Source organism: Brevundimonas sp. VNH65 (assembly GCF_049445955.1).
Taxonomy (GTDB): Bacteria; Pseudomonadota; Alphaproteobacteria; order Caulobacterales; family Caulobacteraceae; genus Brevundimonas.
Window position 1 is genome coordinate 1 of the sequence record NZ_JBMSDX010000005.1, and the last position, 26,999, is coordinate 26,999.

The 26,999-nt window shown below is 68.7% G+C and carries 24 protein-coding genes; 7 read left to right on the forward strand and 17 right to left on the reverse strand.

Annotated features, from left to right (window positions below; translation table 11 throughout):
• Positions 1–130 precede the first annotated feature (130 nt).
• Together ACO2Q1_RS09680 and ACO2Q1_RS09685 are read right to left on the reverse strand one after the other, a co-directional pair.
• Positions 131–1,219: a PA0069 family radical SAM protein gene (locus ACO2Q1_RS09680; protein WP_409020795.1), complete on the reverse strand. Its 1,089-nt coding sequence runs from the start codon at positions 1,217–1,219 to the stop codon at positions 131–133.
• A 388-nt stretch (positions 1,220–1,607) separates the two neighbouring features.
• Complete coding sequence (locus ACO2Q1_RS09685) at positions 1,608–3,182, reverse strand: amino acid permease (RefSeq protein WP_423329301.1); 1,575 nt, start codon at positions 3,180–3,182, stop codon at positions 1,608–1,610.
• Between the two features lie 306 nt (positions 3,183–3,488).
• Here ACO2Q1_RS09685 and hrpB point away from each other — a divergent pair, with 306 nt between their 5' ends.
• Both hrpB and ACO2Q1_RS09695 read left to right on the forward strand, forming a co-directional pair.
• Positions 3,489–5,942: an ATP-dependent helicase HrpB gene (gene hrpB / locus ACO2Q1_RS09690; RefSeq protein WP_423329302.1), complete on the forward strand. Its 2,454-nt coding sequence runs from the start codon at positions 3,489–3,491 to the stop codon at positions 5,940–5,942.
• Positions 5,943–6,000: 58 nt separating this feature from the next.
• On the forward strand, positions 6,001–7,293 hold the full coding sequence (locus ACO2Q1_RS09695) for an MFS transporter (protein ID WP_423329303.1): 1,293 nt from the start codon (positions 6,001–6,003) through the stop codon (positions 7,291–7,293).
• Positions 7,294–7,410: 117 nt separating this feature from the next.
• Here the strand turns inward: ACO2Q1_RS09695 and ACO2Q1_RS09700 are convergent, their stop codons facing one another.
• The 7 genes from ACO2Q1_RS09700 to ACO2Q1_RS09730 form a co-directional block, all read right to left on the reverse strand.
• A complete protein-coding gene (locus tag ACO2Q1_RS09700) occupies positions 7,411–7,878 on the reverse strand; it encodes a low molecular weight protein-tyrosine-phosphatase (protein ID WP_423329304.1) in 468 nt (155 codons plus the stop codon).
• Positions 7,875–9,725, reverse strand: coding sequence for a DNA mismatch repair endonuclease MutL (mutL, locus tag ACO2Q1_RS09705; protein ID WP_423329477.1), 1,851 nt, complete (start codon positions 9,723–9,725; stop codon positions 7,875–7,877). The genes ACO2Q1_RS09700 and mutL overlap by 4 nt, the downstream gene beginning before the upstream one ends.
• A gap of 46 nt (positions 9,726–9,771) precedes the next feature.
• Positions 9,772–10,656: a WcbI family polysaccharide biosynthesis putative acetyltransferase gene (locus ACO2Q1_RS09710; RefSeq protein WP_423329305.1), complete on the reverse strand. Its 885-nt coding sequence runs from the start codon at positions 10,654–10,656 to the stop codon at positions 9,772–9,774.
• Positions 10,653–11,735, reverse strand: a complete 1,083-nt coding sequence (locus ACO2Q1_RS09715) for a GSCFA domain-containing protein (protein WP_423329306.1) — start codon at positions 11,733–11,735, stop codon at positions 10,653–10,655. Before ACO2Q1_RS09715 ends, ACO2Q1_RS09710 begins: the two co-directional genes overlap by 4 nt.
• 37 nt (positions 11,736–11,772) lie before the next feature.
• Positions 11,773–12,561: a pseudouridine synthase gene (locus tag ACO2Q1_RS09720; protein ID WP_423329307.1), complete on the reverse strand. Its 789-nt coding sequence runs from the start codon at positions 12,559–12,561 to the stop codon at positions 11,773–11,775.
• Between the two features lie 69 nt (positions 12,562–12,630).
• A complete protein-coding gene (locus ACO2Q1_RS09725) occupies positions 12,631–13,122 on the reverse strand; it encodes a GlcG/HbpS family heme-binding protein (protein ID WP_423329308.1) in 492 nt (163 codons plus the stop codon).
• Positions 13,123–13,153: 31 nt separating this feature from the next.
• On the reverse strand, positions 13,154–13,768 hold the full coding sequence (locus ACO2Q1_RS09730) for a DUF938 domain-containing protein (RefSeq protein WP_423329309.1): 615 nt from the start codon (positions 13,766–13,768) through the stop codon (positions 13,154–13,156).
• A gap of 220 nt (positions 13,769–13,988) precedes the next feature.
• Between ACO2Q1_RS09730 and ACO2Q1_RS09735 the strand changes: the two genes are divergently transcribed.
• Positions 13,989–15,836: a phosphoenolpyruvate carboxykinase (GTP) gene (locus ACO2Q1_RS09735; RefSeq protein WP_423329310.1), complete on the forward strand. Its 1,848-nt coding sequence runs from the start codon at positions 13,989–13,991 to the stop codon at positions 15,834–15,836.
• Positions 15,837–15,900: 64 nt separating this feature from the next.
• Positions 15,901–16,941 (forward strand): NAD(P)/FAD-dependent oxidoreductase, encoded by a 1,041-nt coding sequence (locus ACO2Q1_RS09740; RefSeq protein ID WP_423329311.1) that lies wholly within the window; start codon positions 15,901–15,903, stop codon positions 16,939–16,941.
• On the opposite strand, the gene ACO2Q1_RS09745 is transcribed toward ACO2Q1_RS09740, so the two are convergent.
• Positions 16,942–17,667 carry a TonB family protein gene (locus tag ACO2Q1_RS09745; protein WP_423329312.1) on the reverse strand — a complete coding sequence of 242 codons (726 nt, stop codon included), beginning with the start codon at positions 17,665–17,667 and terminating at the stop codon, positions 16,942–16,944.
• Between the two features lie 173 nt (positions 17,668–17,840).
• On the opposite strand from ACO2Q1_RS09745, the gene ACO2Q1_RS09750 reads away from it, so the two are divergent.
• On the forward strand, positions 17,841–18,659 hold the full coding sequence (locus ACO2Q1_RS09750) for a transglycosylase SLT domain-containing protein (RefSeq protein WP_423329314.1): 819 nt from the start codon (positions 17,841–17,843) through the stop codon (positions 18,657–18,659).
• 60 nt (positions 18,660–18,719) lie between these two features.
• Positions 18,720–19,865 (forward strand): DUF2336 domain-containing protein, encoded by a 1,146-nt coding sequence (locus ACO2Q1_RS09755; RefSeq protein WP_423329315.1) that lies wholly within the window; start codon positions 18,720–18,722, stop codon positions 19,863–19,865.
• A 68-nt stretch (positions 19,866–19,933) separates the two neighbouring features.
• On the opposite strand, the gene ACO2Q1_RS09760 is transcribed toward ACO2Q1_RS09755, so the two are convergent.
• The 3 genes from ACO2Q1_RS09760 to plsY all read right to left on the reverse strand — a co-directional run bounded on the left by ACO2Q1_RS09760 (position 19,934) and on the right by plsY (position 22,214).
• Positions 19,934–20,410 (reverse strand): Hpt domain-containing protein, encoded by a 477-nt coding sequence (locus ACO2Q1_RS09760; protein WP_423329316.1) that lies wholly within the window; start codon positions 20,408–20,410, stop codon positions 19,934–19,936.
• Between the two features lie 77 nt (positions 20,411–20,487).
• Positions 20,488–21,576 (reverse strand): DNA-processing protein DprA, encoded by a 1,089-nt coding sequence (gene dprA / locus ACO2Q1_RS09765; protein WP_423329317.1) that lies wholly within the window; start codon positions 21,574–21,576, stop codon positions 20,488–20,490.
• Positions 21,576–22,214: a glycerol-3-phosphate 1-O-acyltransferase PlsY gene (gene plsY / locus ACO2Q1_RS09770; protein ID WP_423329478.1), complete on the reverse strand. Its 639-nt coding sequence runs from the start codon at positions 22,212–22,214 to the stop codon at positions 21,576–21,578. The genes dprA and plsY overlap by 1 nt, the downstream gene beginning before the upstream one ends.
• A gap of 139 nt (positions 22,215–22,353) precedes the next feature.
• On the opposite strand from plsY, the gene ACO2Q1_RS09775 reads away from it, so the two are divergent.
• Entirely contained in the window at positions 22,354–23,286 is a 933-nt protein-coding gene (locus ACO2Q1_RS09775; protein WP_423329318.1) for a glycerophosphodiester phosphodiesterase family protein, read from the forward strand.
• Here the strand turns inward: ACO2Q1_RS09775 and pyrC are convergent.
• The 4 genes from pyrC to ruvX form a co-directional block, all read right to left on the reverse strand.
• Positions 23,283–24,560, reverse strand: coding sequence for a dihydroorotase (pyrC, locus tag ACO2Q1_RS09780; RefSeq protein WP_423329319.1), 1,278 nt, complete (start codon positions 24,558–24,560; stop codon positions 23,283–23,285). The two genes, ACO2Q1_RS09775 and pyrC, sit on opposite strands and share 4 nt — an antisense overlap.
• On the reverse strand, positions 24,557–25,537 hold the full coding sequence (locus tag ACO2Q1_RS09785; RefSeq protein ID WP_423329320.1) for an aspartate carbamoyltransferase catalytic subunit: 981 nt from the start codon (positions 25,535–25,537) through the stop codon (positions 24,557–24,559). The genes pyrC and ACO2Q1_RS09785 overlap by 4 nt, the downstream gene beginning before the upstream one ends.
• A gap of 77 nt (positions 25,538–25,614) precedes the next feature.
• Positions 25,615–26,538 (reverse strand): AEC family transporter, encoded by a 924-nt coding sequence (locus ACO2Q1_RS09790; RefSeq protein ID WP_423329321.1) that lies wholly within the window; start codon positions 26,536–26,538, stop codon positions 25,615–25,617.
• The gene (gene ruvX / locus ACO2Q1_RS09795) at positions 26,535–26,999 is read right to left on the reverse strand and encodes a Holliday junction resolvase RuvX (protein WP_423329322.1); all 465 of its coding nucleotides are present in this window, start codon (positions 26,997–26,999) and stop codon (positions 26,535–26,537) included. The genes ACO2Q1_RS09790 and ruvX overlap by 4 nt, the downstream gene beginning before the upstream one ends.

Here is a 26,999-nt window from a genome sequence, read left to right on the forward strand (position 1 = left end):
ACCGGCCTCCTGCTCCCGCAGGATCCCGATGATCTGCTCTTCCGTGAACCGTGACCGCTTCATTCTGTCCGTCCTTTCGAGGGGCGGACTCTAGCTATTCCTGGAGGAGTTTCAGGGGGTCACGTCATTGCTATTCGAACAAATCTCGTTGAGCTCTTGCATCGGCTGGAACGCGAAAGCGGCTCTCGTCGAGAGTTCGGCGAGGACTATCCAAACTATAACGTCTCACCGCCGCCTTGAAACGGGACGCGATCAGGTCTGCGACCGGGCCGGTTCCCCTCATGCGCTGGGACCAGTCGGGATCGTAGTCGCGGCCGCCTCGGGTTTGGCGGATCAGGGACATGACGCGCCGGGCGCGGTCGGGGCGGGCGTCCGCCAGCCATTCGCGGAACAGGTCCTTGATCTCCAGCGGCAGGCGCAGAGTCACATACATGGCGCTCGTGGCGCCGGCTTTCTTCGCGGCCTCCAGCACTGCTTCCATCTCGTGATCGTTCAGACCGGGGATAACGGGGGCGAAGCCGACGCCCACCGGGCAGCCCGCGTCGGCCAGGCGGCTGACGGCCTCCAGCCGTTTCGCCGGGGTGGAGGCGCGGGGCTCCATCGCTCGGGCTAGGCCCCTGTCCAGGGTGGTGATGGAGATGAAGGCCGAGCACAGTCCTTCGCGCCCCATGGCCCCAAGAATGTCGGCGTCGCGGGCGATCAGCACCGACTTGGTGATGATGCTGAAGGGATGGCTGAAGCGCTGCATTACCTCCAGCACGCCGCGCGTGATCTTCAGGTCGCGCTCCACCGGCTGATAGGGATCGGTGTTGCCACCTATGTGGATGCGTTTGCAGACGTATTTGCGTGCTGACAGCTCCTGTTCCAGGAGACGCGCGGCGTCGGGCTTGAAGAAGATCCGGCTCTCGAAATCCAGGCCCGGGGATAGGCCCATGTAGGCATGGGACGGGCGAGCGTAGCAGTAGGAACAACCATGGGCGCAACCTGTGTAGGTGTTGATGGAACGTTCGAAGCCGACGTCGGGGCTCTGGTTCCGGCTGATGATGGTGCGGGAGCGGAGCGGGGCGACCGTCGTCTCGACCTGGATGGAAGCGGGGGCGTCGTCGGCGGTCCAGCCGTCATCGAAGGCCTCGACCTGGGTGGCTTCGTAGCGGCCGCTGCGGTTCGATTTGGCTCCACGGCCCCGGGCGGCGGGTGTCAGTTTCGGGGCAGCGGTCATGTCGGTGTAACCAGGTGGTAAAGCCAGCCATGTTCACAGCCCTTGTAGGGGTTGATGGACCGGTCGAAGCCGACGTCCGGGCTCTTGTTGCGGGCGATGATGGTCCGGGCGTTTTCCGGGGTCAGAGTCGTCCGTAGAGTCGGGATCGCGGGATCGTCGGAAGTCCATCCGTCGTCGAAGTCCTCCCTGATTTGGGGTTCGTAACGGCCGGTTATGTTGGACCGGGCGCCACGTCCCTTGGTCGGCAGAGGTTTCGTCGCCGGAACGGACATGACGCCAATGTAGTGCGACGAAAGAACAAAGCAAGAACATTTGTTCCGCTGTCCGCAGATAAGCAAAAAGGCCCGGGATCGCTCCCGGGCCTCTCTGTGGTTCGATTGTCGCTGGATCAGCTGATCGGCGGAACCGGCGGCGGCGGAGCGTCGGAGTCCGTCTCGTGGACCTCGACCAGGCCGCGACCGACATGGCTCTTGCGGATGCCGTAGGCCAGATAGATCAGCAGGCCCACGCCGCCCCAGATCGGCAGCACCATCTTGGCGTCGTGCGGCAGGTTCCAGAACAGAGCCAGACAGCCGATCGCGGACAGGGGGGCGATGATCCAGACCGCCGGCGTCTTGAACGGACGATGACGGTTCGGCTCCCTCACCCGCAGCATCAGCACGGCGATTGACACCATGAAGAAGGCGAACAGGGTGCCCGAGTTCGAGATGTCCGCCAGCTTACCCACCGGGAACAGGGCGCCGGCGATGGCGACGGCGATACCGGTGGCCAGGGTGACGATATAGGGCGTCTTCCATTTGGGATGGATCTTGGTCAGCCCTTCCGGCAGCAGGCCGTCACGCGCCATCACGAAGAAGATGCGGGTCTGGCCATAGATCATCATCAGGATGACCGAGGGCAGGGCCAGCATGGCCGCGAGGCCCAGGCCGTTGCCGACGACCGGCCAGTTGATCTCACGCAGGACGTGGGCCAGGGCTTCGTTCGAGCAGACCAGGCGGCTGGCGTTTTCGGCCAGCGAGCAGGCGGCGACGAAGGCGGGCGAGCCCGGCTGGACCGCCTCGCCGGCGGGGCCGACGACCGGCTGGGCGCCGATCGCGCCAATCGCCCCGACGGCGACCAGCAGGTAGAAGATGGTGCAGATCGCCAGCGAACCGATCAGGCCGATCGGCACGTTGCGCTGCGGATTCTTGGTTTCCTCGGCCGCCGTCGAGACGGCGTCGAAGCCGACGTAGGCGAAGAAGATCGAAGCGGCGGCGCCGACGATGCCCATGCCCGACGACGTGCCGAACAGGCCGTTCGGGGCGAAGGGGGTGAAGTTTTCGGTCTTCAGCACCGGCAGGGTCAGGACGATGAAGATCGTCAGGGCCGCGACCTTCACCGCCACCAGGATGGCGTTGACGCGGGCCGATTCCGTCGTGCCGATCATCAGCAGGCAGGTCACGCCCAGGGCCACGATGATGGCGGGGACGTTGATGATGCCGACCGAGAAGTCCGGGCTGGGGATGAAGCCGTTCATGCTCCAGGCCGGCCCGGCCTGTAAGGCGTCAGGCCAGTCGAACCCTAGCGCGTTTTCTATCAACCCCAGCACATAGCCGGACCAGCCCACCGACACGGCCGAGGCGGCGACGGCGTATTCCAGGATCAGCGCCCAGCCGACCATCCAGGCCAGAAGTTCGCCCATGACGGCGTAGGTATAGGTGTAGGCCGAGCCCGAAACCGGCGCCATCGACGCCAGTTCGGAGTAGCAGAGCGCCGCCACGGCGCAGACGGCGCCGGCGATGACGAAGCTCCACATCATGCCCGGTCCGGCCTTCTGCGAGGCCGCCGCGGTCAGGACGAAGATGCCGGTGCCGATGATGGCCCCGATGCCCAGAAGCGTGAGTTGGACAGGACCCAGCGACCGATGAAGCGATTTCTTCTCGGCCGTGGCCAGAATCGCGTCGAGCGATTTAACGCGCCACATGAATTACCCCTCGATGAGTTTCCCGGCCCCCCGCCCGTTGCTGGCGCGCCGGTTTGGGCGGACGCTAACCACGGACGCGGCCAGGCGCAACGCGCATTTCGGGGGTGTGGCGTCATGACGACGCTTTCGTGAACGCTGAAACGAGGCGTTTGGCCTACCGCGCCTCGCGCGACTTGAGGCCGGGATGGTTCGGTCTATCGCGCATTGCGCTACATGAGGCCGGGGATGGGTGCGGCCTACCGCGCTTCGCGCTAGTTGTGGCCGGGATGGGTGCGGCCTATCGCGCTTCGCGCTAGTTGAGGCCGGATGCTGCCGATCCACGCCGTTCTCGATGACCTGACCGCCGCCATGGCCGAGCATCCTGCCGTGGTCCTGGCGGCGCCGCCGGGCGCGGGCAAGACGACGGTCGTGCCCCTGGCCCTGCTGGATCAGCCCTGGCGGGGCGACGGACGGGTGCTGGTGCTGGAGCCGCGCCGCATCGCCGCCCGCGCCGCCGCCGAACGGATGGCCGCGACCCTGAATCAGGCGACGGGTGAAACCGTCGGCTATCGCACCCGTCTGCAAAGCCGCGTCGGGCCGAACACGCGTATCGAGGTCATCACCGAGGGCGTCTTCACCCGGATGATCCTGGACGATCCGGAGCTGTCGGGCGTGGCCGCCGTCCTGTTCGACGAATTCCATGAGCGAAGCCTGGACGCCGATCTGGGTCTGGCGCTGGCGCGTGACGCCCAGTCGGCCCTGCGGCCGGACCTGCGACTGCTCGTCATGTCTGCGACGCTCGATATCGCCGGCGTGTCGCGCCTGCTGGCGGCGGAGGATGGGACGCCTGCGCCGGTCATTCAGGCCGAAGGTCGCGCCTATCCGGTGACGCCGGTCTATCTGGGTCGCAACCCGGCCGAGCCTTTGGAAGCCGCCGTCGCCCGCGCCGTGCGCCAGGCGCTGGCGGGGGAGAGCGGCTCCGTTCTGGTCTTCCTGCCGGGACAGGGCGAGATCCATCGCACCGCCCGGCTGCTGGCCGATCAGGTCCGTGACCCGTCGGTCGATGTCGTCGCCCTGTACGGCGCCCTGGACAAGGCCGAGCAGGACCGGGCCATCGAGCCGGCGGCGCCCGGACGCCGTAAGGTGGTGTTGGCCACCTCGGTCGCCGAGACCAGTCTGACCATCGAGGGCGTGCGGGTGGTGATCGACGGCGGCCTGTCGCGCGTGCCGCGTTTCGATCCGGCGGGCGGTCTGACCCGGCTGGCGACGGTGCGCGTCAGCCGGTCCTCGGCCGAACAGCGGATGGGGCGCGCGGGCCGGACGGAGCCGGGCGTCTGCTACCGCCTGTGGGACGAGGAACAGACGCGCGGTCTCATTCCCCACCAGAACCCGGAGATTCGCGAGGCCGACCTGACCGGATTCGCGCTCGATCTGGCCCGCTGGGGCGCGCGGTCGGCCGAGGGGCTGGACCTGCTCGATCCGCCGCCCGCCGGGGCCTTCGCCGAGGCGCGGAAAGTGTTGACCCGGCTGGGCGCGCTGGACGCCGCCGGCGGCCTGACCGCCCACGGGCGCCGTCTGACCGGGATTCCCCTGTCGCCGCGCCTGGCCCATCTGGTCGCGACCGCCGCCGACGACGGTCAGGCCGCCCTGGGCGCCCGGGTCGCCGCCGTTCTGTCCGAGCCGGGGCTGGGCGGAAACGACCCGGACCTGCGTGAGCGGCTCCGCCACCTCACGCGCGACCGCTCGCCCCGCGCCCGCGACGCGCTGAAGCTGGCCGAACGCTGGGCGCGGGCGGCGGGGGGCGGGAAGGGGGACGAGGCCGCCGCTTTCGACACCGAACCGGGCCGACTGGTCGCGGCGGCCTTTCCCGAACGCATCGCCAGGGCGCGCGGCAAGCCGGGGGAGGTGCTGCTGGCCTCTGGTCGCGGGGCGTTCCTGGATCCGACCGACGCTCTGGCCCGTGAACCCTTCCTGGCCGTGGCCGAGGTCGGCGGCGGCGACGCCCGTGATCGCATTCGTCTGGCGGCGCCCGTCGACCCCGCCGATCTCGAGGCGCTGGTCCAGGAAGAGGAACGTGTGGTCCGCGAACCCTCGGGCCGCATGACGGTGCATCGGCTGCGCCGCATCGGCGCGGTGGTGCTGGAGGACAAGATCGTCGGCCCCGCCGATCCGGCCCGTCTGGCCGAGGCCCTGCGGTCAGAGGTGCGGGATCGGGGTCTGGGCGCCCTGAAGTGGGGCGAGCGGTCCTCGGCCCTGCGCGCCCGGCTGGGCTTCGTCGCCGCGTTTGAAGAGGGCTGGCCGGACGTGTCCGACGACGGCCTGATGGATCAGGTCGAGACCTGGCTCTGGCCCGTTCTGGATCGGGCCCGGACGCTGGAGACGATTCCTGATGCGGCGCTGGAGGACGGTCTGCGAACCCTTGTGCCCTGGGACCGCCATCAGGCGCTGGACCGGCTCGCCCCGCCGCACCTGAGCACGCCTCTGGGCTCGGTCGCCATCGACTATGGGGCCGAGGGTGGTCCGCGCGTGGATATCCGGGTGCAGGAACTGTTCGGCGTGACCAGCCACCCGACCATCGGCGACGGTCGCGTTCCCCTGACCCTGGCCCTGCTGTCGCCCGCCCGGCGGCCGATTCAGATGACGAAGGACCTGCCGGGATTCTGGCGCGGCTCGTGGAAGGACGTTCGATCCGAGATGCGCGGCCGCTATCCGCGTCATCCCTGGCCCGAAAACCCGGCCGAGGCCCCGCCGACGAACCGGGTCAAGCCGAGGGGGACGTAGGACGGCGGCCCAATCGGCGCTTGACGCGCCTGAGAGCGGGTCGCATCCAAGCGAGACCATGACCGACGTCGCCGAACCGAAGAAGACCTCCAACGCCCGGGTGCTGTTCGCCAGCCTGATCGGGACGACGATCGAGTTCTTCGACTTCTACATCTACGCCACGGCGGCGGTGCTGGTGTTCCCGACCCTGTTCTTCCCGGGCGGCGATCCGACCACGGCGATGCTGAGTTCGTTCGCCACCTTCGCCATCGCCTTCTTCGCCCGACCCGTGGGGGCGCTGGTGTTCGGGCATTTCGGCGACCGCATCGGGCGCAAGGCGACCCTGGTCGCGGCCCTGATGACCATGGGTCTGTCCACCGTCGCGATCGGCCTGTTGCCGACGCACGCCCAGGCGGGGGTGATCGCGCCCCTGCTGCTGGCCCTGTGCCGCTTCGGCCAGGGGCTGGGTCTGGGCGGGGAGTGGGGCGGGGCGGTGCTGCTGGCGACCGAGAACGCCCCTCCGGGCCGCAAGGCCTGGTTCGGCATGTTTCCGCAACTGGGCGCCCCGATCGGCTTCATCCTGTCGACCGGGACCTTCATCGTGCTGACCGCCGTCCTGCCGGAGGCGGACTTTCTGGCCTGGGGCTGGCGCATTCCGTTCGTGGCCAGTGCGGTGCTGGTGCTGGTCGGCCTCTGGGTGCGGTTGCGGATTCACGAGACCCCCGAGTTCCAGCGCGTCATCGACCGCGCGGAGCGGGTGCAGGCCCCGGCCGTCACCCTTTTTGCGCGCCACAAGACGGCGCTGGTGCTCGGCGCCCTGGGCGGCACGACGACCTTCATCATCTTCTACCTGCTGACCGTGTGGGCCCTGGCCTGGGCCACGGGGCAGATGGGTCTGGCGCGCGCCGACATCCTGCCGATCCAGTTGATCGGGGTGCTGTTCTTCGCCGCCTTCATTCCGATCGCCGCTCTGGCCGCCGACCGCTATGGTCAGTTGCGGGTGCTGATGGCGGCGTCCGTGGCCATCGGCCTGTTCGGCTTTCTGGTCGCGCCCCTGTTCGGCCTGGGCCTATCGGGCCTGCTGATCTTCTTTGCGCTCGGGTTCGCGCTGATGGGCTGCACCTATGGCCCGCTCAGCGCCGCCATGGCCCGGCCGTTCCCTGCGCAGGTGCGCTATACGGGGGCGTCGATGGCCTTCAACCTGTCGGGCATCCTCGGCGCCTCGCTGGCGCCGTACATCGCCACGACCCTGGGCAAGAGCCACGGCCTGGGGGCGGTCGGGCTGTATCTGACAGGTGCGGCGGTGCTGACGGCCCTGGCCCTGTGGGCCATGACGCGCCTGCCGAACGAAGAAGGGACCGGCTCCACCTGATCCGGTCGTCTCCGACCCAAGTCCTGTCGGCGAACAGCTTCGTCGGTCGGTCACGACGAATCTCATGACTCCCGGATGCTAGCCGTCGGTAGGCGAGCTCGGGATGGCGAAGGGCGCTCAGTCGCCGTTTCTGAAACGTTCGACCAGCGACTTCGCCCCGGCGGTCACATCGACCCAGGTCACTTCAAAGCCTGCGTCATCGCCAAAGTAGGGGTCGGCCACCGACTCGCCCTTTCGGCCCGGCACATGGTCCAGCAGCAGGCTGAGCTCGGCGGTGGCGGTCTCGGGCGCGAGACGGCGCAGGTTCGCCAGATTGTCGGCGTCCATGGCTACGATATGGGTGAAGCGGGCGAAGTCGGCCGGGACGACCTGACGTGCTCGCAGGCCCGAAGCGTCCGCCCCATGCCGCAAGGCCACCGCCTGGGCGCGGTCATCGGGCGGCTCGCCGGCGTGCCAGTTGCCCGTTCCGGCGGAATCGACGACCAGATCGAGGCCCAGCCGTCGAACCTCGGCGCGCAGGGCGACCTCGGCCAGTGGCGAGCGACAGATGTTGCCGAGGCAGACGAAGAGGACCGAGGGCTTCATCGCCGCCCGAACAGCCGTTCGAGATCGTGCAGCTTGAGCTCCACATACGTCGGGCGGCCGTGGTTGCACTGGCCCGAATGTGGCGTGGCCTCCATTTGGCGCAGGAGCGCGTTCATTTCGGGGGCGGAGAGGACGCGACCGGCGCGGACGCTGCCGTGGCAGGCCATGGTTCCGCAAACCTCGGCCATGCGCTCCTTGAGCGAGAGGGCCGCGCCGTGTTCGGCCAGATCGTCGGCGATGTCGCGGACCAGGCCCTGAACGTCGGTGTCGCCGAGGAGGGCGGGAGTTTCGCGCACCAGAACCGCCCCGCCGCCGAAGGGTTCGACGATCAGGCCCAGTTCGGCCAGTTCCTCGGAGCGGGCGACGACGCGCTCGGCCTCGGCGGGGTCGAGTTCGACCACCTCGGGCGTCAGAAGGGCCTGACGAGTGACGGCGCCTCCGGCCATCTGCGCCTTCATCCGCTCATAGACGAGCCGTTCGTGGGCGGCATGCTGGTCCACCACCACCAGGCCGTCGCGGGTCTGGGCCACGATATAGGTGCCGTGCAACTGGGCGCGGGCGGCGCCGAGGGGGAGGTCGATGTCGGACAGGGGCGTGGGTTGCGGGGTGTGGGGTGTGGGGTAGGAGGGTTCGACGCGGGCGCTGCGCTCGTTCAGGCCTGGAATGATCTGGGCGGTCGCCGTTGCAGGGGCCGCCCAAGCGTCCCAGCCGCTGTAGCCGGAAGCGGATGCCCCCACACCCCACACCCCATTCCCCACGCCCGTCTGAACGCCCGAGTGCGAGCGAAACCCTGCCATGACGTCGGCCGCGACGGTGGTGCTGGCCCGGTGGCCGGCGGCGTGGAGGGCATGTCGCAGGGCGCCCACGATCAGGCCTCGCACCATAGCCGGATCGCGGAAACGCACCTCGGCCTTGGCCGGGTGGACGTTCACATCAACGAACAGCGGGTCGATGTCGATGAACAGCGCCGCCGCCGGGTGCCGGTCCCGGGCGAGGAAGTCGGCGTAGGCGCCGCGCAGGGCCCCCTGCAGCAGGCGGTCGCGCACCGGGCGGCCGTTGACGAACAGATACTGATGCTGGGCGTTGCCGCGCGAATAGGTCGGCAGGCCTGCATATCCCGACAGGCGGATGCCGTCGCGCGACTGGTCGATCAGCAGGGCGTTGGCCTCGAAGTCGCGCCCCAGCAGGGCCGCGAGGCGTTTCAGGCGGCCCTCGTCGCCCGGCTGTTCGGCGGGCAGGCGCAGGACCGTCTTGCCGTCCAGATCGAGAGTGAAGGCGACGCCCTCGTGCGCCATGGCCTGGCGCTTGATCTCCTCCGAGATGGCCATGGCCTCAGCCCGTTCGGACTTCATGAATTTGAGCCGGGCGGGCGTGGCGTAGAACAGGTCGCGGACCTCGACGCGGGCGCCGTTCGGACCGGCAAAGGCGGCGGGCGCGACCGGGCGCTGGTCGCCGCCTTCCACAGCGATGGCCCAGGCTTCGGCGGTGTCACGCGCCCGGCTGGTGATGGTCAGCCGCGCCACCGATCCGATCGAGGGGAGCGCTTCGCCCCGGAAGCCCAGAGTGTTTATGCGAAGGAGGTCCACATCGCCCGCATCGTCGGGCTCGAGCTTGGAGGTGGCGTGACGCTCGACGGCCAGGGGCAATTCATCGACCGGAATGCCCTTGCCGTCATCGGCGATCAGGATGCGCGCCAGGCCGCCACCGTCCGCCTGGATCTCGATGCGGCCAGCACCGGCGTCCAAGGCGTTCTCGACCAGTTCCTTGATCGCGCTGGACGGCCGTTCGACCACTTCGCCGGCGGCGATGCGGTTGACGGTCTCGGGCGGGAGGCGGCGGATGGGCATGGAGACCGGAAGATAGGCGCGGCGACGGATTCGCGCCACGCCGGGATCAGCGTCTGATCAACCGCTCCAGGGTCTCGTGCGCCGCATCATGGCGCCAGGACCGGACTTCGCTGAGGTCCTCGGTGCGGTAGTGGGCGAAATCCAGGGCGATATAGTCCCGCAGGCTGAGGTCGCGAGGCTCGTCGCCGTTCATCCGCTTCTGGAACATCCATCCGCCCGGAAGTTCGAGCCGCTTGGCCAAGGGCGGGAAGATCGGCGAGGTGAAATGCTGAGCCAGCATGTCGTCCACGCCCGTCGGCGGCGTGATGCCCTGATCGAGGAGACCGGCGCGCACAAGAGCTTCGACGGCCAATTCGGACAGCACCGCGATGGTCGGGTGATTGTTCGTGTGCATGAAGACCTCGCCGGTCGCCAGCCATCGATCGACCTTCGCTTCAAAGTCATAGCCGGCCGCGCGACCCCGGTCGGCCAGCAGACGGCGTGAGGCCGAGAAGGCGTCGAAGTAACCCAACTCGGCGAAGATGTGCGCGTTGAACAGTCGCTCGACACGCCCCTCGTCCAGGCCCATCTGGTAGCCGGTCAGCGTGATCAGGGAATGATAGTCGGTCATCGCCCCCTTGAAGATTTCGCCCTTGCGGGTCGCATAGGTCAAATCGGGGTGCAGGCCGGTGAACGAAAAGGTAGGCAGGTAGATCACCTGTCCAGCATGTCCTTCCAGCGCAGCCGGAAGCAGCACGCTTTCGGCCGGATATTCGATCTGAGTGACGATGGTGTCGAAGCCCTGAACCCGCTCGAGGATTTCGGCTTCTGAATATGGGGCGCCGACGTGGTAGGCCTCGACGTGCAAATCGGGCAGCAGCGCACGTGTTGTGGACTGGAAGCCGGACACCTGACAGCTCCCGACGAAGGCGATGCGATGAGGGGCGTTCACAGGCTGCGCTCGATCTCTTCTTCGTCACAAATCAGCTGACCGAGTCGCTTCATGGACTCGGCCTGGGCGGCGACGGCTTCGTCTGTGGCGTGCTTCACAGAAGGAAGGACCGGCTCAGAGACCTGCTCGCCGTCTTCGCGCATATAGTGGCGAGCGAAGGCCTGCATCACATAGGCGACGCCCTCGGGGCGGACCTCCCTGAGATCTTCAGCGAAATAGGCACCTCGCGTGTGGGCGCCTGTGATCATCTCGTAGGAAGGGAAGTAGTCAACGCCGTCATGGGTGCGCGAAACCTCATCGGCCGTCACGCGGAGAGCGGCTTTGCTATAGGTCGTCGCGGTCAGTACATGTCGGTCCTCATAGGTCGCGATAAGCGGGACCGGGGACACCGTGAGCAGGATGCGAACGCCTGGATTCACGCGGCGAAGCCGGGTGATGAAGTGGTCAAGATCGGCCTGCATCTCCGCCACCCCGAAGTTGTGGAAGCGGTATGACGACGGATCAACGCCCGGCGCGACTACGCCCGGCGCGATGGGGAAGGCCGCGCCGTCGACGGTCGAGAGCCAGGATTCGGTCAGGCCGAGGGTGAAGATGAAGACGTCGCAGTCCTCGAAGATGGTTCGTACGGACGCCAGATGGGCGTCGCGCTCCTGCACCAGTTGTTCAACGGTCTCAAATCCATCGCTCTGGATATAGGGGCGGAACGGATCGACATATCGGCCGTCTTCCCGAAGCCAGGCCGTTTCGACAGGTTCGAAAGTGGCATAGGCGCGCTCGAACAACTGGAGCAACTGGCGGACGGTATAGATGTTGCCGTAGCGTGCAGAAAAGACACCGTAATTTTCATTCTGGCTGAAGGCGAAGGCCGGTTCGCGCTCGGTGACCATATAGCGATAGCGCTGACCCGACAGGGTGCGGGCGATGTGTTGGGCGAAACAGCTTCCTGCCGTGGCGATCTGATGTGAGCGGGCGATCGCCACCTTCGGGCTGACGATAGGATCGACGTCGGTCGAAGCCGGTGTTGCGACAGCCTTGCGCCAGAATTGATGGTCCGGCTTTCCGCGGTAGGGGTTGGGCATCCGTGGTCCAGTGCGAGCTCGGGGAAGCCCCGATGGATTAGCGCGCGCCAGAGTCGCGCACAACCGGGCGAGGGGTGAGCAGCGCGGTCCGTTCTCCTTCGCTCAGACCTCTCCACCGGCCTTCGGCCAGGTCGTCCAGGGTGATCGGCCCGATACGGATGCGGAGCAGATCGACGACCCGCAGGCCGACGAGGTCGCACATGCGGCGGATCTGGCGCTTGCGGCCTTCCTTGAGGATGAAGCGCAGGCGTTGAGGTTCGACCTGGGTGACGCGGGCGGGCCTGAGCTTCCGGCCGTCCAATTCCAGGCCGTGACGGAGGCGGGTGAGGGCGGTTTCGGTCACGCGGCCTTCGACGACGACCAGATATTCCTTCTCGAGGTCGCTGTCGGGGCCGATGACGGCCTTCGCCACCACGCCGTCGGTCGAAAGCAGCAAGAGGCCGCGCGAATCCTCGTCGAGTCGTCCGATGGGCGGCAGCGAGGCGTCGCGGGCGGGCGGCTGGCCGGGGCCGTCGAGGCGGTCGCGGGTCAGGAGGCGCACGGCGGGGATTTTGCCCGGCTCGGGCTGGCCGGAGACATAGCCGACCGGCTTGTGCAGCACGATCGTCATGCCTTGCGCGAGTTCGGCCTGACCGGCGGCGTCCAGGGCGACGGTCTGGCCGGGTTCGACCTTGCGACCCGCGTCCTGGACCACGGCGCCGTCGATGGCGACGCGACCGTCGGCGATCAGGGCGTCGGCCTCCCGGCGCGAACAGACGCCGGCCTGGGCCAGCCATTTGTTCAGGCGCATGGGCTCGGCGCCGTCATGGGTGCGGGTCCAGGACATGGGGCGTCAGTGACAGGCGGCGGCCCATGGCGTCAATGCGAACATCGACGACGCCCCAGCGCCGTGCATTCAGGGCTTGAGGGCCGCCAGGGCGATTTCGTCGTCCTCGGCCGGAGTGCCTCCCGAGACGCCCAGGCCGCCCACGACGCGACCATCGACGACGATCGGCTGGCCGCCGGCGATCGGCATGACGTCGTCGTTGCCCAGGGTGGGGGTTCGACCGCCGAGGACCCGGGTCTCGAACACGGCGGTCGGGATGCGATAGCGGGCCGACGTCCGGGCCTTGCGTTGGGCCACATGGGTCGAGCCGTACTGGGTGTCATCCATCTTGGCGAACGCCACCAGTTCGCCTGAGGGCTCGACCACGGCGATCGACATGCGGAAGCCCCGGGCGCGGGATTCCTCGACGGCGCGCTGGAGCAGGACCTGGGCGTCGGTCAGGGAGATGGGCGCCCCATAGGTCGGGGCGGCGGCCGGTGCGGCCGGGGTCTGGGCTGAAGCGGCTCCGGCGGCCAGTGCGCCGGCGGCGGCGACGGCGCCGAGGGTCTTGTTGAGGTTCATGGTCTTCTCCCTGTTGTGTCGAGTTGGATCGTCAGGCGCGGCGGAACAGAAGCATCAGATTGTTGGCGGGCATGGCGACGCGGCGCGTCAGAACCAGACCGTCGGCCCGGGCCAGGGCGACGACGGCGTCGCGGTCGCGCAAACCCCAGTCGGGGTCGCGACGCTTCAGGTCGGCGTCGAAGGCGAGATTCGTGGGCGCGGTCTCGACCTCGGCCTCCACATAGGGGCCGTAGAGGACGAGAAGTCCGCCGGGGGAGGTCAGAACGGCGGCCGCCCCCGCCATCAGACCCTCTGTCGCGAGCCAGGGGCTGATGTGCACCATGTTGATGCAGACCACCGCGTCGAACGGACCGGACGGCCAGGTCGAGGGATGCGACGCGTCCAGCGACAGGGGCGGGTTCAGATTGGGCGAGGCCGCCGTCGCTCGCCAGGCGTCGATGCTGGCGCGGGCCGAGGCGTCCGGGTCGGACGGGGTCCAGTCGATGTCGGGAAGCGCCTGGGCGAAGGCGAGGGCGTGCTGGCCCGTGCCGGCGGCGATCTCCAGCACCCGGCCCCGAGCGGGCAGGTGAGACCGCAGCACCGACAGGATCGGGCCTGAGTTACGGACGGCGGCGGGCGATTCCCGCGCTTCGCTCTGATGCGCCATCGGCGACTCCCCCATAGGGCGTGAGACAGTCATACCGGTGACAACGGTGTCAGGCGACCAGAAAGCACTGCCTGATCGCCGCAGCCCTGTCGGTGTCAGGTGAAATCGTGCCGAAGTTGACCCCGGAAAGGGGGGCATGTCTTTTGTTACAGTAACATCACGTCATGTTTCTTTCGGTCGAGGGGGCGAAGACCGCCCGGCCGGGTTCAGGAGCCGTCCATTGTCCGCAGTCGAAATCGAAGCCGGCGTCGCCACGCCCGGCCTTTTCCCCGCGCCCACCCGTCACGCCCGACTGATCGCCTGGGTCGAGCAGATCGCCCTGCTGACCCGCCCCGCCCGTGTGCACTGGTGCGACGGCACGGAAGCCGAGAAATCTGCGATCGTCGCGGACCTGATCGGCCGCGGCACGCTGAAGGCCCTGGATCCGGTCAAGCGGCCGGGCAGCTACTATGCCGCCTCCGATCCTCGGGACGTCGCCCGCGTCGAGAGCCGGACGTTCATCTGTTCCGAGGATCCGCTGGACGCGGGGCCGACCAACAACTGGTCCGATCCGATCGAGATGCGGGATCGGCTGGACGGCCTGTTCGACGGCTGCATGGAAGGGCGCACGATGTATGTCGTGCCTTTCTGCATGGGGCCGCTGGGATCGAAGATCAGCGCCCTGGGCGTCGAGATCACCGACAGCGGCTATGTCGCCCTGTCGATGGGCGTGATGACGCGCATGGGTCGTGCGGCGCTGGAGCAACTGGGCGATGACGGCATGTTCGTTCCGGCCGTGCACACGCTCGGCGCGCCCCTGAAGCCGGGGCAGCAGGACGTGGCCTGGCCGTGCAATGAGGAGAAATGGATCGTCCATTTCCCGGAGACGCGCGAGATCTGGTCGTACGGCTCGGGTTACGGCGGCAACGCCCTGTTGGGCAAGAAATGCTATGCCTTGCGGATCGCCTCCGTCATGGCCCGCGACGAGGGCTGGCTGGCCGAGCATATGCTGATCCTCAAGCTGACAAGTCCCGAGGGGCTGGTGAAATATCTCGCGGCCGCCTTCCCGTCGGCTTGCGGCAAGACGAACCTGGCCATGCTGCAGCCGGCGCTGGACGGCTGGAAGGCCGAGACGGTCGGCGACGACATCGCCTGGATGCGGTTCGGCGACGATGGACGGCTGTACGCCGTCAACCCGGAGGCCGGCTTCTTCGGCGTGGCGCCGGGCACCAGCCGCAACACCAACAAGAACGCCCTGGCGACGCTGGCCACAAACACCGTGTTCACCAACGTCGCCCTGACCGAAGACGGCGACGTCTGGTGGGAGGGTCTGACCACGGAGGCGCCCGCCAACCTGACCAACTGGAAGGGGCAGGTCCACGACCCGGCTTCCGGAGAGCCCGCCGCCCATCCGAACGCGCGTTTCGCCTCGCCTGCGTCCCAGTGCCCGACGATCGCGGATGAATGGGAGGATCCGCGCGGCGTGCCGATCGACGCCATCCTGTTCGGCGGTCGTCGGGCGTCGGCTGTGCCGCTGGTGACCGAGGCGTTCGATTGGGAGCACGGGGTGTTCATGGGATCGACCGTGGCGTCCGAGGGGACGGCGGCGGCCGAGAACAAGGTCGGCGAACTGCGACGGGACCCGTTCGCCATGCTGCCGTTCTGCGGCTACAACATGGGCGACTATTTCGCCCACTGGCTGGAGCTGGGCCGGAAGTCGGACGCGGCGAAGCTGCCGAAAATCTTCTTCGTGAACTGGTTCCGCAAGGACCGGGACGGCGAGTTCGTCTGGCCGGGATTCGGCGATAACGCCCGGGTGCTGAAATGGATCGTCGAGCGTCTGGACGGTCGCGCCGAGGCGACCGATACGCCGGTGGGTCGGGTGCCCAGCCGTGAGGCGCTGGATCTGTCGGGCCTGGATCTGTCGGACGAGGCGATCCAGACCCTGCTGCATGTCGATGCCGAGGTCTGGACCGAAGAAGCCGGACTGATCCCGGAGTTCTTCTCGATCTTCGGCGACCGGCTGCCGCCCGCCTTGTGGCGCCAGCATCGGGCGCTGGTGCAGCGACTGGAAGCCGCTCGGGTCTGAAGGCGACCGGCGTCGCCTGCGCGGCGACCTTGAAATCGCGGGCGGCGCGGCCGAAACAGCGGCTGTGACCGCTCCCCCGCCTGTTCGTTCGTCTGATGATCTCGCCGAGACGCTCGTCGTCGGGGCGGGCGTGCTGGGTCTGTGCGTCGCCGCCGAACTGACCCGACGAGGGTGGGACGTCCAGGTGCTGGACGCCGGTGGCGCCAACGCCTCGGCCGTGGCGGCCGGCATGATCGCGCCGGCCCTGGAATCCGCCGTGGAAAACGTGTCGGCCGAGCGGGCGGCCCTGTTGCGGCGTGCGGCCGATCTTTGGCCGGAGTTCGCCGCAGCTGTGGGAATCTCCCTGCACCGAGAGGGGGCCGTGTGGCTGGGCGAAGGCGTCGAGGAGATCTCCGACCGACTGGATGATCTGGGGTTCAAGGCCGTTCGGCGGGGGGATCGGCTTGTCGTCGACGGTGAATCGCGGGTCGAGGCGGAGCCGGCCCTGGCGGCGCTGAAAGCGCGGCTCCGTCATCCGGTCAGGATCGGACGGGTCCTGTCGATCGACAGGGCCGACGACGGATGGCGGGTGGCTCACAGCGACGGCCAGGTGCTGGCTCGGAGGCTGGTGCTGGCGACGGGCGCGGCGGCGGCGGTTCCTGGAACGCCGGAGGAGGTCGCGCGGCGTATCGCGGCGATCCAGCCGATCGGCGGGATGACCGGTCGTATAGAGCGCGCCTTCGATGCCGGAGTGGTGCGCGGGCGGGGCGCCTATGCGGCGACCGGCCCTGGCGGCACGATCCTCGGGGCGACCATGGCGTTCGGCGATCGCGATCCGGTCGCCGGAGGTCCGGATGGCGAGGCGCTGGTGCAGGCGCTGAGGGCGTTTTCCGGTGTTCAGATCGCCAGCGACCAGGTCGACTGGCGGGCCGGAGTGCGGGGAGCGACGGCGGACGGCCTGCCCCTCGCCGGGGCGGTCGAGACACCCGATCTGTTCCTTGCGCTGGCGCCGCGCCGCAACGGCTGGCTTCTGGGTCCGCTGGTCGGACGGGTCGTGGCCGACGCCATCGAGGGGCGGGCGCCGTCGCTGGACGCCGCGCCCTTCGACCCCTTGCGCGCCCTCTGATCAGTCCGTCAGGCCGAAGCGCACGGTGAAGACGACCGAGGCGCCGTCGACCGCCTGGCCATCCACGGTGCGCGGGCTCATCCGGAAATAGCGGGTGAGGCCCAGCGCCGCCCGGCCGAATCCCTGGCGACCCGGAGTCTCGGAGGCCACGGCGCAGCCGTTGAGCGTGCCGTCGACACGGACCTGGCAGCGCAGGGAGGCCGAACCGCCGATCCCGTCCGCAAGAGCCCCGTCAGGATAGGCGCGCGACATCTGGGCGGCGGACGGACGGCTGACCCAGTCCGGCCGGGTGATGACCGCCGGCGGCGGGATTGTCGGCGTCGTGGCCACACCCGGAGACGGCGCGGGCGGCGTCGGCGTCGTCAGGTTGATGACCGGGCCGACCGCAGGCGCGGGATTGTCCGTGATGACGGCGGGCAGGGTGACGGGCGGGGTGAAGGGCGTCGGCTCGGGCCGGTGGATGGGCGGATTGGCCGCCGGGCGTTCGGGCGACGGCAGCGGTGGTATGATCGGCCGCTCCATGGTGATCTGGACCGCCGGCGGGAGGGTCGTGTCGGGCTCCGCCAGATTCAGTTCGAACCGCTGATGATAGAGCGCGACGCCGACGCCGACGTGGGCCAGGGCCACGGCGGTGAAGACGAGCAGGGTGGATCTGGGAAGCGGTCGGCGACGTTCGGCGTAGTCGATGGGGCTGACCAGTCCGGGGCCGCCGGCGGTGCGTATCATCATAGTCGTCAGGCCTCTCAAAGCCGCCCCCGACCCCGCCCGAGACGGAAGTGCGCGCCCGGCCTGTGGCCGTATTTGGGCACGGCGGAGCTTATCGTCGATCACCTTGACGGTTGGTTGGGGCTGTTAAGATTTACGTTCTGTTAACCATGATTGGCGAGCCTCCGGGCATTATGACCGTAGGCGCGATTCCCTCTGGCGGCGGCGTGGAAGCGGCGATCCGTCGTGCGTCGCGCGCAACCGGCGTGGATTTCGATTTCCTGCTCAAGACGGCGCGGCGTGAAAGCGCCCTGAACCCCGCAGCGCGGGCGCGGACCTCGTCGGCGGCGGGTCTGTTCCAATTTATCGAGCAGACCTGGCTGGCGACGGTGAAACAGGCCGGCCACAAGCACGGCTATGGGCAGTACGCCGACCTGATCCATCGCGGCGGCGACGGTCGCTGGCGGGTCGAGGGCGCGGCGCGCAACGTGGTCATGGACCTGCGGTTCGACGCCCAGGCCGCCTCGACGATGGCGGCGGAGCTGACGGCGTCGAACGCGGCCTATCTGCGGGGACGGACCGGACAGGAGCCGGGCGCGGGCGACCTTTACGCGGCGCACTTCCTGGGACCGGCGGGGGCGGCCAAGCTGATCGAAACGGTGCGGTTCAGGCCGGACGCCAGTGCGGCGTCCCTGTTTCCCGAAGCGGCGGCGGCCAATCGGTCGATCTTCTATCGTGCGGGCCGGTCGGCGACGGCGGCCGAGGTCTACGCCAACCTGAACCGGACGGCCGGCGAAGGCGCGCCTGCTTCGAGCGCGGGGGAGCCGAAAGGGCCGCCGAGCGATAAAGAGCGGGACACGATGCTGGCGGCCCGCCTGGACAAGCTTAAGCAGGACCAGATGCTGCTGGCCATGTTGCTGGGCCAGGACGGAGAGGCGCGGGCGGGCTTCGGCGGCGCCTTCGGGCCCGGTGCGGCGTCGTCCAAAGACGCATCGGGAATGCTCTCAGGGTAAACCGGGCGTTAATCACGTCGGGCGCAACGTCAGCCGAGCCCCGATTCCGAAGAGTCGATGATGACCGCCTTTCAAGCCCGCGTGACCGACGCCGATCTGCGCCGCATGATCAAGGCGACCGACGATGACGACCGTGCTTCGGCGGCGCACAAGCTGTGTCGCAGCATGGACCGGGCCGATCTGACCGAGGAAGAGCGGGCTGCGGCGCACAAGATTTTGCGGATGTTGGCCGAAGATGCGGCCGAACTGGTGCGGCGGGCGATGGCGGTGACGCTGAAGGCGTCGGACCTGATCCCTCATGACGTGGCGCGCCGCCTGGCGGCCGACGTCGATTCGATCGCCCTGCCGATCATCGGTTTTTCGCCGGCTTTCACGGACGATGATCTGATCGAGATTATCGAGGCCGGGTCGCCGATCCGCCAGATCGCCATCGCCGGGCGCGCCTTCGTCTCGCGCGACGTCGGCGAGGCCCTGAGCGTCGACGGGTGCGAAGAAGCGGTGCGGACCCTGGCGTGCAACGACAACGCCGACCTGTCGCAACGGGCGATGGCGACCAGCCTGGACCGGTTCGGCGACGCGCCGGAGATCATCGCCGCCCTTGCCTATCGCAAGGTTCTGCCGGTCGAGATCACCGAACGGCTGATCGCCAGCGCCAGCGACGCCGTGCGCGAACATCTGATGACGCGGCACGCCGTGGCTCCGGAGACGGCCATCCGTCTGGCGGGCTTCGCCCGGGAACGTGCCACGGTCGATCTGATCGACCAGGCGGCGGACAACGCCGACTTGCCGCGCTTCGTGGCGCAGTTGAACGGGCGGAAGGCGCTGACCGCGTCGCTGCTGTTGCGCGCGGTGGCGCGGGGCCAGATGGCGCTGTTCGAACATGGTTTGGCGGAGTTGGCGTCCACACCCCATTCGCGGGTCTGGCTGATGGTTCACGACGCGGGGCCGCTGGGTCTGCGCGCCATCTATGACCGGGCAGGTCTGCCGCCGCGGTTGTTTCCGGCCTTTCGCGCAGGGGTGGACACCTGGCGCAGTCTGCTGGCCGAGGGCGGGCAGGTGACGGGCGAAGCCTTCCGCCAGCAGATGCTGGAGCGATATCTGACCCAGCGACCGAATGCGCCGCGTGAGGATCTGGCCTATCTGATGGAGCGGCTGGACCAGGCCGTAAATGAACCCGGGATGCTGAGCGGCCGGCGCGCGGCGTAGATCGCCTACGGAGCATGAAAACGCCCGCTCCGGCTGGAGCGGGCGTTTTCAATTGGTCGGCGCGCGGATTAGCCGAGGTGTTCGGCGACGCGGGCCTCGAGCGCTTCAGAAAGCACCCTGCCGGTCGGATGGTCGTCTGTCTTGATCTCGTCGCGGACGACCGCCTTGATGGCGTCGATGTGGGCGTCGACCAGCACCATCGGAGCGGTGCTGCGCTTTGAGGCGTCATCCAGAAGCTTGCACAGCGATCCGGCCAGCCGGGTGACGAGCGGATATTGATAGGTCGTGCCGAGGCCCTTGAGATCATGGGCGCGGCAATAGAGGCTTTCGCCGGCGGTCGGGGTCATGCCTTCCGCGTGAACCGTGGCCTGAGCGGCGTCCAGCTTGACCAGTTCATCATTGAGCCATTGTCCGAACTGGGCCGACATGGCCTGAAGGGCGGCTTCGGCCTTGGCGATGGCGCTGGCGTCGATGCCGCCGAACCCGCCGCCGATCTTCAGGCGGAGATTGTTCGGAGGGCGGATGACTTGGGCGGCGTTACTCACGGCGGGCTCCCCATACGGCGATGATCCACAATGGGCGCGGGGCGATTAAGGAACGGTGACCGCCGGAAATGACGGGTTCAGGCGGTCGCCAGGCCGCCGGGCAGCAGACTTGCGCGTCCGCAAAGGCTGAGCTCCAGCAGGGCGGCGGCGACGATCTGGATCGGCAGGCCGGTCGCTCGCGCCAGCTCATCCCGGGGCGTCGGCGTGGGGGAGAGCAGGGCGGCGATGCGATCAAGCACCTGCGCCTCGATGTCGCCGGAGTCGATGACAAAGGGGTCGGCGGGCGGTTCACCGAGGCCGGGCAGGGTGTGGAAGGCCCGCAGCACGTCCTCCACGCCCTCGCAAAGAATGGCGCCGTGTCTCAGAAGGTCGTTGGGACCTTTGGACCGGGGGTCCAGGGGTGAGCCCGGCACCGCGAAGACGTCGCGGCCCTGTTCGGCCGCCAGCCGGGCGGTGATGAGGGAGCCTGAGCGGATTTCCGCCTCCACCACCACGACCCCGCGCGAAAGGCCGGAGATGATGCGGTTGCGGCGCGGAAAGTCGCGCGCCTGGGCGCGGGCGCCGACGGCGCTTTCGGACACGACGCAGCCCACGTCGATGAGGCGGGCGTAGAGGTCGGCGTGTTCCGGGGGGTAGACGTCATCGACGCCCCCGCCCAGCACCGCGACCGTTCCGGTTTCGAGCGCGCCCAGGTGGGCGGCGGCGTCGATGCCGCGCGCCATGCCGGAAACGACCGCAAGCCCGGCCTGGCCGAGGCCTTCCGCCAGCCCGCGTGCGATGCGCTGGCCGCCGGCGGAGGCGATGCGGGCGCCGACCACGCCCACCGCCTCTCGGGCGAGCAGCCCGGATCGCCCCCGCGTCCAGATAACAGGCGGTGGCGGATCGACCGCAGCGAGGGCGGCCGGGTACTCCGCGTCGCCCAATACGATCAGCGTCGCGCCGAGACGGGCGCCGGCCTCGATTTCGGCCTCTATGCGATCGACGGACGGCAGGGTTGACGCTCGTGAGCCGCCGCGCGCGATGAGACCGGGCAGGGCGTCGACCGCCCGGCAGGCCGATCCGTAACGCGAGAGCAACTGGGAAAAGGCGACCGGACCGACCTGATCGGTGCGGGCGAGGCGAAGGCGCGCGAACCGCTCGGCCTGATCGAGCGGGGCGGCGGTCATCAGGCCCTGGAGGCGCCGATGCGGGGCTCCGCGCCCTTGAGCAGCCGGCCGATGTTCTCGTGATGGCGGATGTAGATCAGGAGGGCGGTGAAGACCGCCAGGGCCGTCAGCCCCGCCGACGTGGGAAGGCCGAGGGCCCTGACCGGAAGCAGCGTGAAGACCGGCGCCGCCGCAGCCGCGACCAGGGCGGCCAGGGAGGAATAACGCAGGGCGAAAGCCACGATCAGCCAGGTCGCGCCGGCCATCAGACCCAGCGGCCAGTGGGCGGCGAACAGCAGACCGAAAAAGGTGGCGACGCCCTTGCCGCCCTTGAACTTGAGCCAGACGGGAAACAGGTGGCCGAGGAAGGCCGCGCCGCCGGCCACGGCGCCCGCCAGTTCGGATCCCAGCAGCCAGCGCGCCAGCAGCAGGGCGGCGGCGCCCTTGCCGGCGTCGAGGATCAGGGTGGCCAGGGCCAGGTCCTTGCGCCCGGTGCGCAGCACATTGGTGGCGCCGATGTTGCCGGACCCGATGTTGCGCACATCGCCGGCCCCGCCCAGCCGCGTCAGGATCACGCCGAACGGGATCGAGCCGAGCAGATAGCCCCCGGCCGCCGCAACAGCCAGCGTGCCCAAGGCAATGGCCGCCAGATCCTGCACGATGATTCGCTCCCCCGCCTTTACGGGCGGCACGATGCGTCGGCGGTGCGGCGCGGGCAAGGGGCGGGTGTCGCGGAAACGACACTTGACCCGTCCGGTCGCATCGCGAATGTCGGCGCCAGTCGAAGTCGAGGGCACCATGATCCGAGTGACAACTGCGGCCGTGGTCGGCCTGACAGCCTGTATGGCGGCCACGGCCTGTGCGGCGCCGGACCCGGCGACGGCGCGAGCGGAAGGGCCGGCGCTCGCGCCCTATTTCGACTGTGTCCGGGAGAAGGGGGTGGCGATCTCCGCCCATCGCGGCCAGCCGTCGCCGGACGCCGCCGAGAACGCCGTCTCCTCGATCCTGGCCACCGGCCGCGCGATCCCCGGCGCCATCGTGGAGATCGACGCCGCCCTGACCCGCGACGGCCATCTGGTCCTGATGCATGACGAAGGCCTGGATCGCACCACGACCGGTCGCGGCCGGGTGGCCGATCTGACGCTGGCCGAGGTCAAGGCGGCGCGCTTGAAGACGCCGCGTGGGCGGACCCTGGCGGAATCCCCGCCGACCCTGGCCGAGGCCCTGAGCGCGGCGGGAGATGTCGGGGCGATCGCGAGCATCGACCTGAAACCGGCGGACGAGGCCGCTACCCTGGTCCTGGCGCGGGCGGTGATTGATGAGGTGCGCAGGGTCGGCGCACAGGACCGCGTGATCCTGATCACCTATTCGGACGTCACCGCACGGGCCGTCGCCGCCGAGGCACCGGAAATGATGATATCCGCAGGGGTGACCCGGGACGAGGATCTGGTCGGCCTGAACCCGGCGCAGATCCTGGCCTGGACCGGGACGCGCGAGGAACGACCGGCGGTCTGGCGCGCGCTGAAGGCGTCGGGCGTCGAGGTTCAGTTCGGCACCCTGGGACCGGATGGTCGCCGACGGGACGACCTGTACGCCGCCGACGGCGATCCGTCTGAATATCGCGACCTGTTCGAGAACGGCGTGACCGTGATCGCCACCGACACCCCTCTGGCGGTTCGGCGGGTTCTGGCGCCGGAGGTGGCGGCGGCGGCGGCCTGTCCGCGAGGCTAGAAGATGCGACGGCCGCCGACCCAGGTCCCGGCGACCTTGCCCTGAAGGCGTCGGCCGTCGAACGGAGAGTTCTTGGATTTGGAACGCAGAGCGGCGGCGTCGATGACGACGGGAGCATTCGGGTCAAACAGGACGAGGTCGGCGGGGGCGTCTTCGCTCAGGGCGCCGGCAGGCAAGCTCAGGAGACTGGCCGGGCCGGCCGTCACGGGGCGCAGCAGGTCCAGCAGATCGAGACCGGCCTCGTGGTGCAGCGACAGGAGGGCGGGCAGGAGGGTCTCCAGTCCCACGGCGCCTGGGGCGGCTTCGGAGAAGGGTCGACGCTTGTCTTCCGCCGGCGCCGGGCTGTGGGCCGAGGTCACGACGTCGATCAGGCCCTCGCGCAGAGCTTCGATCAGGGCCTGACGGTCCGCTTCCGTGCGCAATGGCGGGTCGAGGCGGAAGAAGGTGCGGTAGTCGCCGAGATCGATCTCGTTGAAGCACAGGTGGTTGATCGAGACGGAGACAGCCACTTCAAGGCCCTTGCGACGGGCGCGCGAAAGGGTCTCCAGCGCGCCTTCGGTGGAGATCTGATCGACCAGGAAGCGGACACCCGTCTGCTCGACCAGGGCCAGGTCACGCTCCAGCTGGATACGTTCGGCGATGGCCGGAGAGCCGGAAAGGCCGAGGCGTGACGCCATTTCGCCTGACGTCGCGACACCGCCCTCGGTCAGCCAGGGCTCGGCCGGTCGACAGGCGATCAGGGCGTTGAAGCTGGTGGCGTAGCTCATCACACGCTGAAGCGTGCGGGTGTTGGCGATGACGCTGTCACCGTCGGTGAAATACAGGGCTCCGGCTTCCTGCATCAGGCCGATCTCGGCCATGCGCTGGCCCTGGCGTCCCTGGGTCGCGGCGCCGGCGGCGCGGATGTTCACCAATCCCAGCGCGGCGCCCCGACGCTGGATGAACTCGATCATCGCCGGGTCATCGAGGGCCGGATCGGTGTCCGGCTGGATCACGAGGGTGGTCACCCCGCCGGCGGCGGCCGAGAGGCTGGCCGATTTCAGGGTTTCACGCGGCTCTGCGCCGGGCTCGCCGGTGCGGACGCGGATGTCGATAAGGCCGGGCGCCAGGCACAGGCCGTGGGCGTCGATGATTTCGACACCGGCCGGGCGTTCCGTCGCCTGGCCGTGGATGACCTCGCTGATGCGGCCGTCCTCGATCAGGACGGCGCCGGGGCCGTCGTAGTCCGATGCGGGATCGAGCAGGCGGGCGTTGACGATGGCGAGGGCGGTCATCGATCGTCTCCGATCCGCGCCGAGAGTGAGGCCAGGACGGCCATGCGTGCGGCGACGCCCATCTCGACCTGATCCTGGATCAGGCTGACGGACAGGTCGTCGGCGACGTCGGAATCGATCTCCACGCCCCGGTTCATCGGTCCGGGATGCATGACCTTCGCCCCCGGCGCGGCCCAGGCCAGTTTCTCGCGGTCCAGGCCCCAGAAGCGGAAATACTCGCGGGTCGAGGGCACGAGGGCGCCCTCCATACGCTCTAGTTGCAGCCGCAGCATCATGACGACGTCGCAGCCGGCCAGGCCTTCGCGCATGTCGTGGAACACCTCGCAGCCCCAGCGATCAGCGTCGCCGGGCACGAGGGTGGGCGGGCCGATCAGCCGGACCCGACATCCCAGCATCGAGAGGAGGATGACGTTCGAGCGCGCGACCCGGCTGTGGGTGATGTCGCCGCAGATGGCGACCGTGAGCGAGGTGACGTCGCCAAAGGCGCGGCGCAGGCTGAGAAGGTCCAGCAAAGCCTGGGTCGGATGTTCGTGACGGCCGTCGCCGGCGTTGACGACGGCGCAGCCGACCTTCTGCGACAGCAGGGCCGCCGCGCCCGAGGCGGCATGCCGAATGACCAGGATGTCGGGCTTCATGGCGTTCAACGTGACCGCCGTGTCGATCAGGGTCTCGCCCTTCTTCACCGAGGATGCGGCGACCGGCATGGTGACCACATCGGCGCCGAGACGTTTGGCGGCGATCTCGAACGAGGAACTGGTGCGGGTCGAGTTCTCGAAGAACAGGTTCACCACGGTCCGGCCGTGCAGCAGGTCGAGGGCCTTTGACGACTGCCGGTTAAAGTCGACGAAGGCGTCGGCCAGATCCAGCAGATCGGCGGCGGACGCCGCGTTCAGATCGCCGGCGGACAGGAAATGGGGGCGGGGGAACGGAACCAGCCGCTCCTGGATCATCGACTCGGTGACGGCGGGCTGGGTCATCGAGGGGTCGCTATAGAGTGAAATCGGTTCGGATGCGAAGCGTCAGAGCGCAGATTTCGCGCGAGACCCCGGTCAGATCACCCCAAATGGAACAACGCCAGCAGGATCGGGATGATGATCGCGCTGGCGACCGTCGTGGCGGCGATGACCCCGGCCATCAGCTGGGCGTCGCCGCCCATCTGACGCGCCAGCATGTAGGAGGCGGCGGCGCCGGGCGCGGCGCCGCACAGCAGCGCCAGACCCTGGGCCAGTTCGTCGCCGCCGAAGGCGCGGCATAGACCCCACATCAGGAACGGCATGATCCCGAGCTTGACGAAGCTGACGCCGGCGATGGTCCATTTGCGGCGCGCGACCTCGGCGAAGCTGAGGCCTGCGCCGGCGACGATGAGGCCCAGAGGCAGGACGGCGGAGCCGAGCAGTTCCAGCGTCTCGGAGATGCCGGGGATGCTCGGGACGCCGGCGAAGTTCAACGCCAGGCCGGCCAAGCAGGCCATCAGCACCGGATTGGCGAGCATGGCCTTGAGCAGGGCCAGTGGCCGCACGCCGCGCTGGTCGGCGCCCCAGCGGGCCAGGACGGCGACACAGGCGATGTTGGTGACGGGAATGATGGCCGCGATCATCACCGCCGCCAGGGCCAGGCCCTGGGCGCCGTAGGTGGTCTGGATCACCGGCAGGAAGACGAAGCTGTTCCAGCGGATGACGCCCTGGAAGACGCTGGTGTAGGCCGGGCCGTCGACGCTGAGCAGGGGCCGCACGAAAAGGGCGCCGGTCGCAACGATCAGAATGGCCACGACGGCGGCGCCGGCGGCGGCGGGCGCGCTGCCGCCGGACAGGTCGGCGTGCCAGATCGCGGGCACGAGAAAGCCCGGGTACAGCCAGTTGATCGACAGCTTCTCGATCGGCCGCCAGGTCGCGTCGGGCAGGAAGTCCGACTTGCGAAGGCCGTAGCCCAGGGCGATCAGGATGAAGACTGGAACGATCCCGGCCAACAGGGCGGTCACGGCCGCAACCTGTCGAGCGCCCCTTGCAGAATCCAGGCGGCGGCAGTGCGATCAACCACCTGGGCGCGGCGCTTGCGGTTCAGATCCAGGTCCTCGATCAGGAATCGTTCCACGGCGCTGGTGGACAGGCGTTCGTCCTGAAAGGCGACGTTGACAGGGCGGAATCGTTCCAGGTTGCGCGCGAAGGCGCGGCAGGACTGGGCGCGGGGACCCTCGGTGCCATCCATGTTGAGGGGCAGGCCGATGACGAGGGCCGAGACGTTTCGTTCATCCATCAGCTTGAACAGGCGTTCGGCCTCGGCGGTGAACTTGGTCTTGCGGATCAGCTCCAGCGGGCTGGCGATGATGCGTCCGCCGTCGCTGACGGCGACGCCGATGGTCTTCTCGCCCAGATCGAGCCCCATCCAGGCCGTGTTCGGTGGGCAGGCGTCGGGCAGGTCGGCGAGGTCGAGGACGGGCAT

What these genes read in the sequence shown, in the direction of transcription:
- ACO2Q1_RS09680 (WP_409020795.1), bottom strand. Translation starts at nt 1,219, where the DNA reads ATGACCGCTGCCCCGAAACTGACACCCGCCGCCCGGGGCCGTGGAGCC.
- ACO2Q1_RS09685 (WP_423329301.1), bottom strand. Translation starts at nt 3,182, where the DNA reads ATGTGGCGCGTTAAATCGCTCGACGCGATTCTGGCCACGGCCGAGAAG.
- hrpB (WP_423329302.1), top strand. Translation starts at nt 3,489, where the DNA reads ATGCTGCCGATCCACGCCGTTCTCGATGACCTGACCGCCGCCATGGCC.
- ACO2Q1_RS09695 (WP_423329303.1), top strand. Translation starts at nt 6,001, where the DNA reads ATGACCGACGTCGCCGAACCGAAGAAGACCTCCAACGCCCGGGTGCTG.
- ACO2Q1_RS09700 (WP_423329304.1), bottom strand. Translation starts at nt 7,878, where the DNA reads ATGAAGCCCTCGGTCCTCTTCGTCTGCCTCGGCAACATCTGTCGCTCG.
- mutL (WP_423329477.1), bottom strand. Translation starts at nt 9,725, where the DNA reads ATGCCCATCCGCCGCCTCCCGCCCGAGACCGTCAACCGCATCGCCGCC.
- ACO2Q1_RS09715 (WP_423329306.1), bottom strand. Translation starts at nt 11,735, where the DNA reads ATGCCCAACCCCTACCGCGGAAAGCCGGACCATCAATTCTGGCGCAAG.
- ACO2Q1_RS09720 (WP_423329307.1), bottom strand. Translation starts at nt 12,561, where the DNA reads ATGTCCTGGACCCGCACCCATGACGGCGCCGAGCCCATGCGCCTGAAC.
- ACO2Q1_RS09725 (WP_423329308.1), bottom strand. Translation starts at nt 13,122, where the DNA reads ATGAACCTCAACAAGACCCTCGGCGCCGTCGCCGCCGCCGGCGCACTG.
- ACO2Q1_RS09730 (WP_423329309.1), bottom strand. Translation starts at nt 13,768, where the DNA reads ATGGCGCATCAGAGCGAAGCGCGGGAATCGCCCGCCGCCGTCCGTAAC.
- ACO2Q1_RS09745 (WP_423329312.1), bottom strand. Translation starts at nt 17,667, where the DNA reads ATGATACGCACCGCCGGCGGCCCCGGACTGGTCAGCCCCATCGACTAC.
- ACO2Q1_RS09750 (WP_423329314.1), top strand. Translation starts at nt 17,841, where the DNA reads ATGACCGTAGGCGCGATTCCCTCTGGCGGCGGCGTGGAAGCGGCGATC.
- ACO2Q1_RS09755 (WP_423329315.1), top strand. Translation starts at nt 18,720, where the DNA reads ATGACCGCCTTTCAAGCCCGCGTGACCGACGCCGATCTGCGCCGCATG.
- dprA (WP_423329317.1), bottom strand. Translation starts at nt 21,576, where the DNA reads ATGACCGCCGCCCCGCTCGATCAGGCCGAGCGGTTCGCGCGCCTTCGC.
- ACO2Q1_RS09775 (WP_423329318.1), top strand. Translation starts at nt 22,354, where the DNA reads ATGATCCGAGTGACAACTGCGGCCGTGGTCGGCCTGACAGCCTGTATG.
- pyrC (WP_423329319.1), bottom strand. Translation starts at nt 24,560, where the DNA reads ATGACCGCCCTCGCCATCGTCAACGCCCGCCTGCTCGATCCCGCATCG.
- ACO2Q1_RS09785 (WP_423329320.1), bottom strand. Translation starts at nt 25,537, where the DNA reads ATGACCCAGCCCGCCGTCACCGAGTCGATGATCCAGGAGCGGCTGGTT.
- ruvX (WP_423329322.1), bottom strand. Translation starts at nt 26,999, where the DNA reads ATGCCCGTCCTCGACCTCGCCGACCTGCCCGACGCCTGCCCACCGAAC.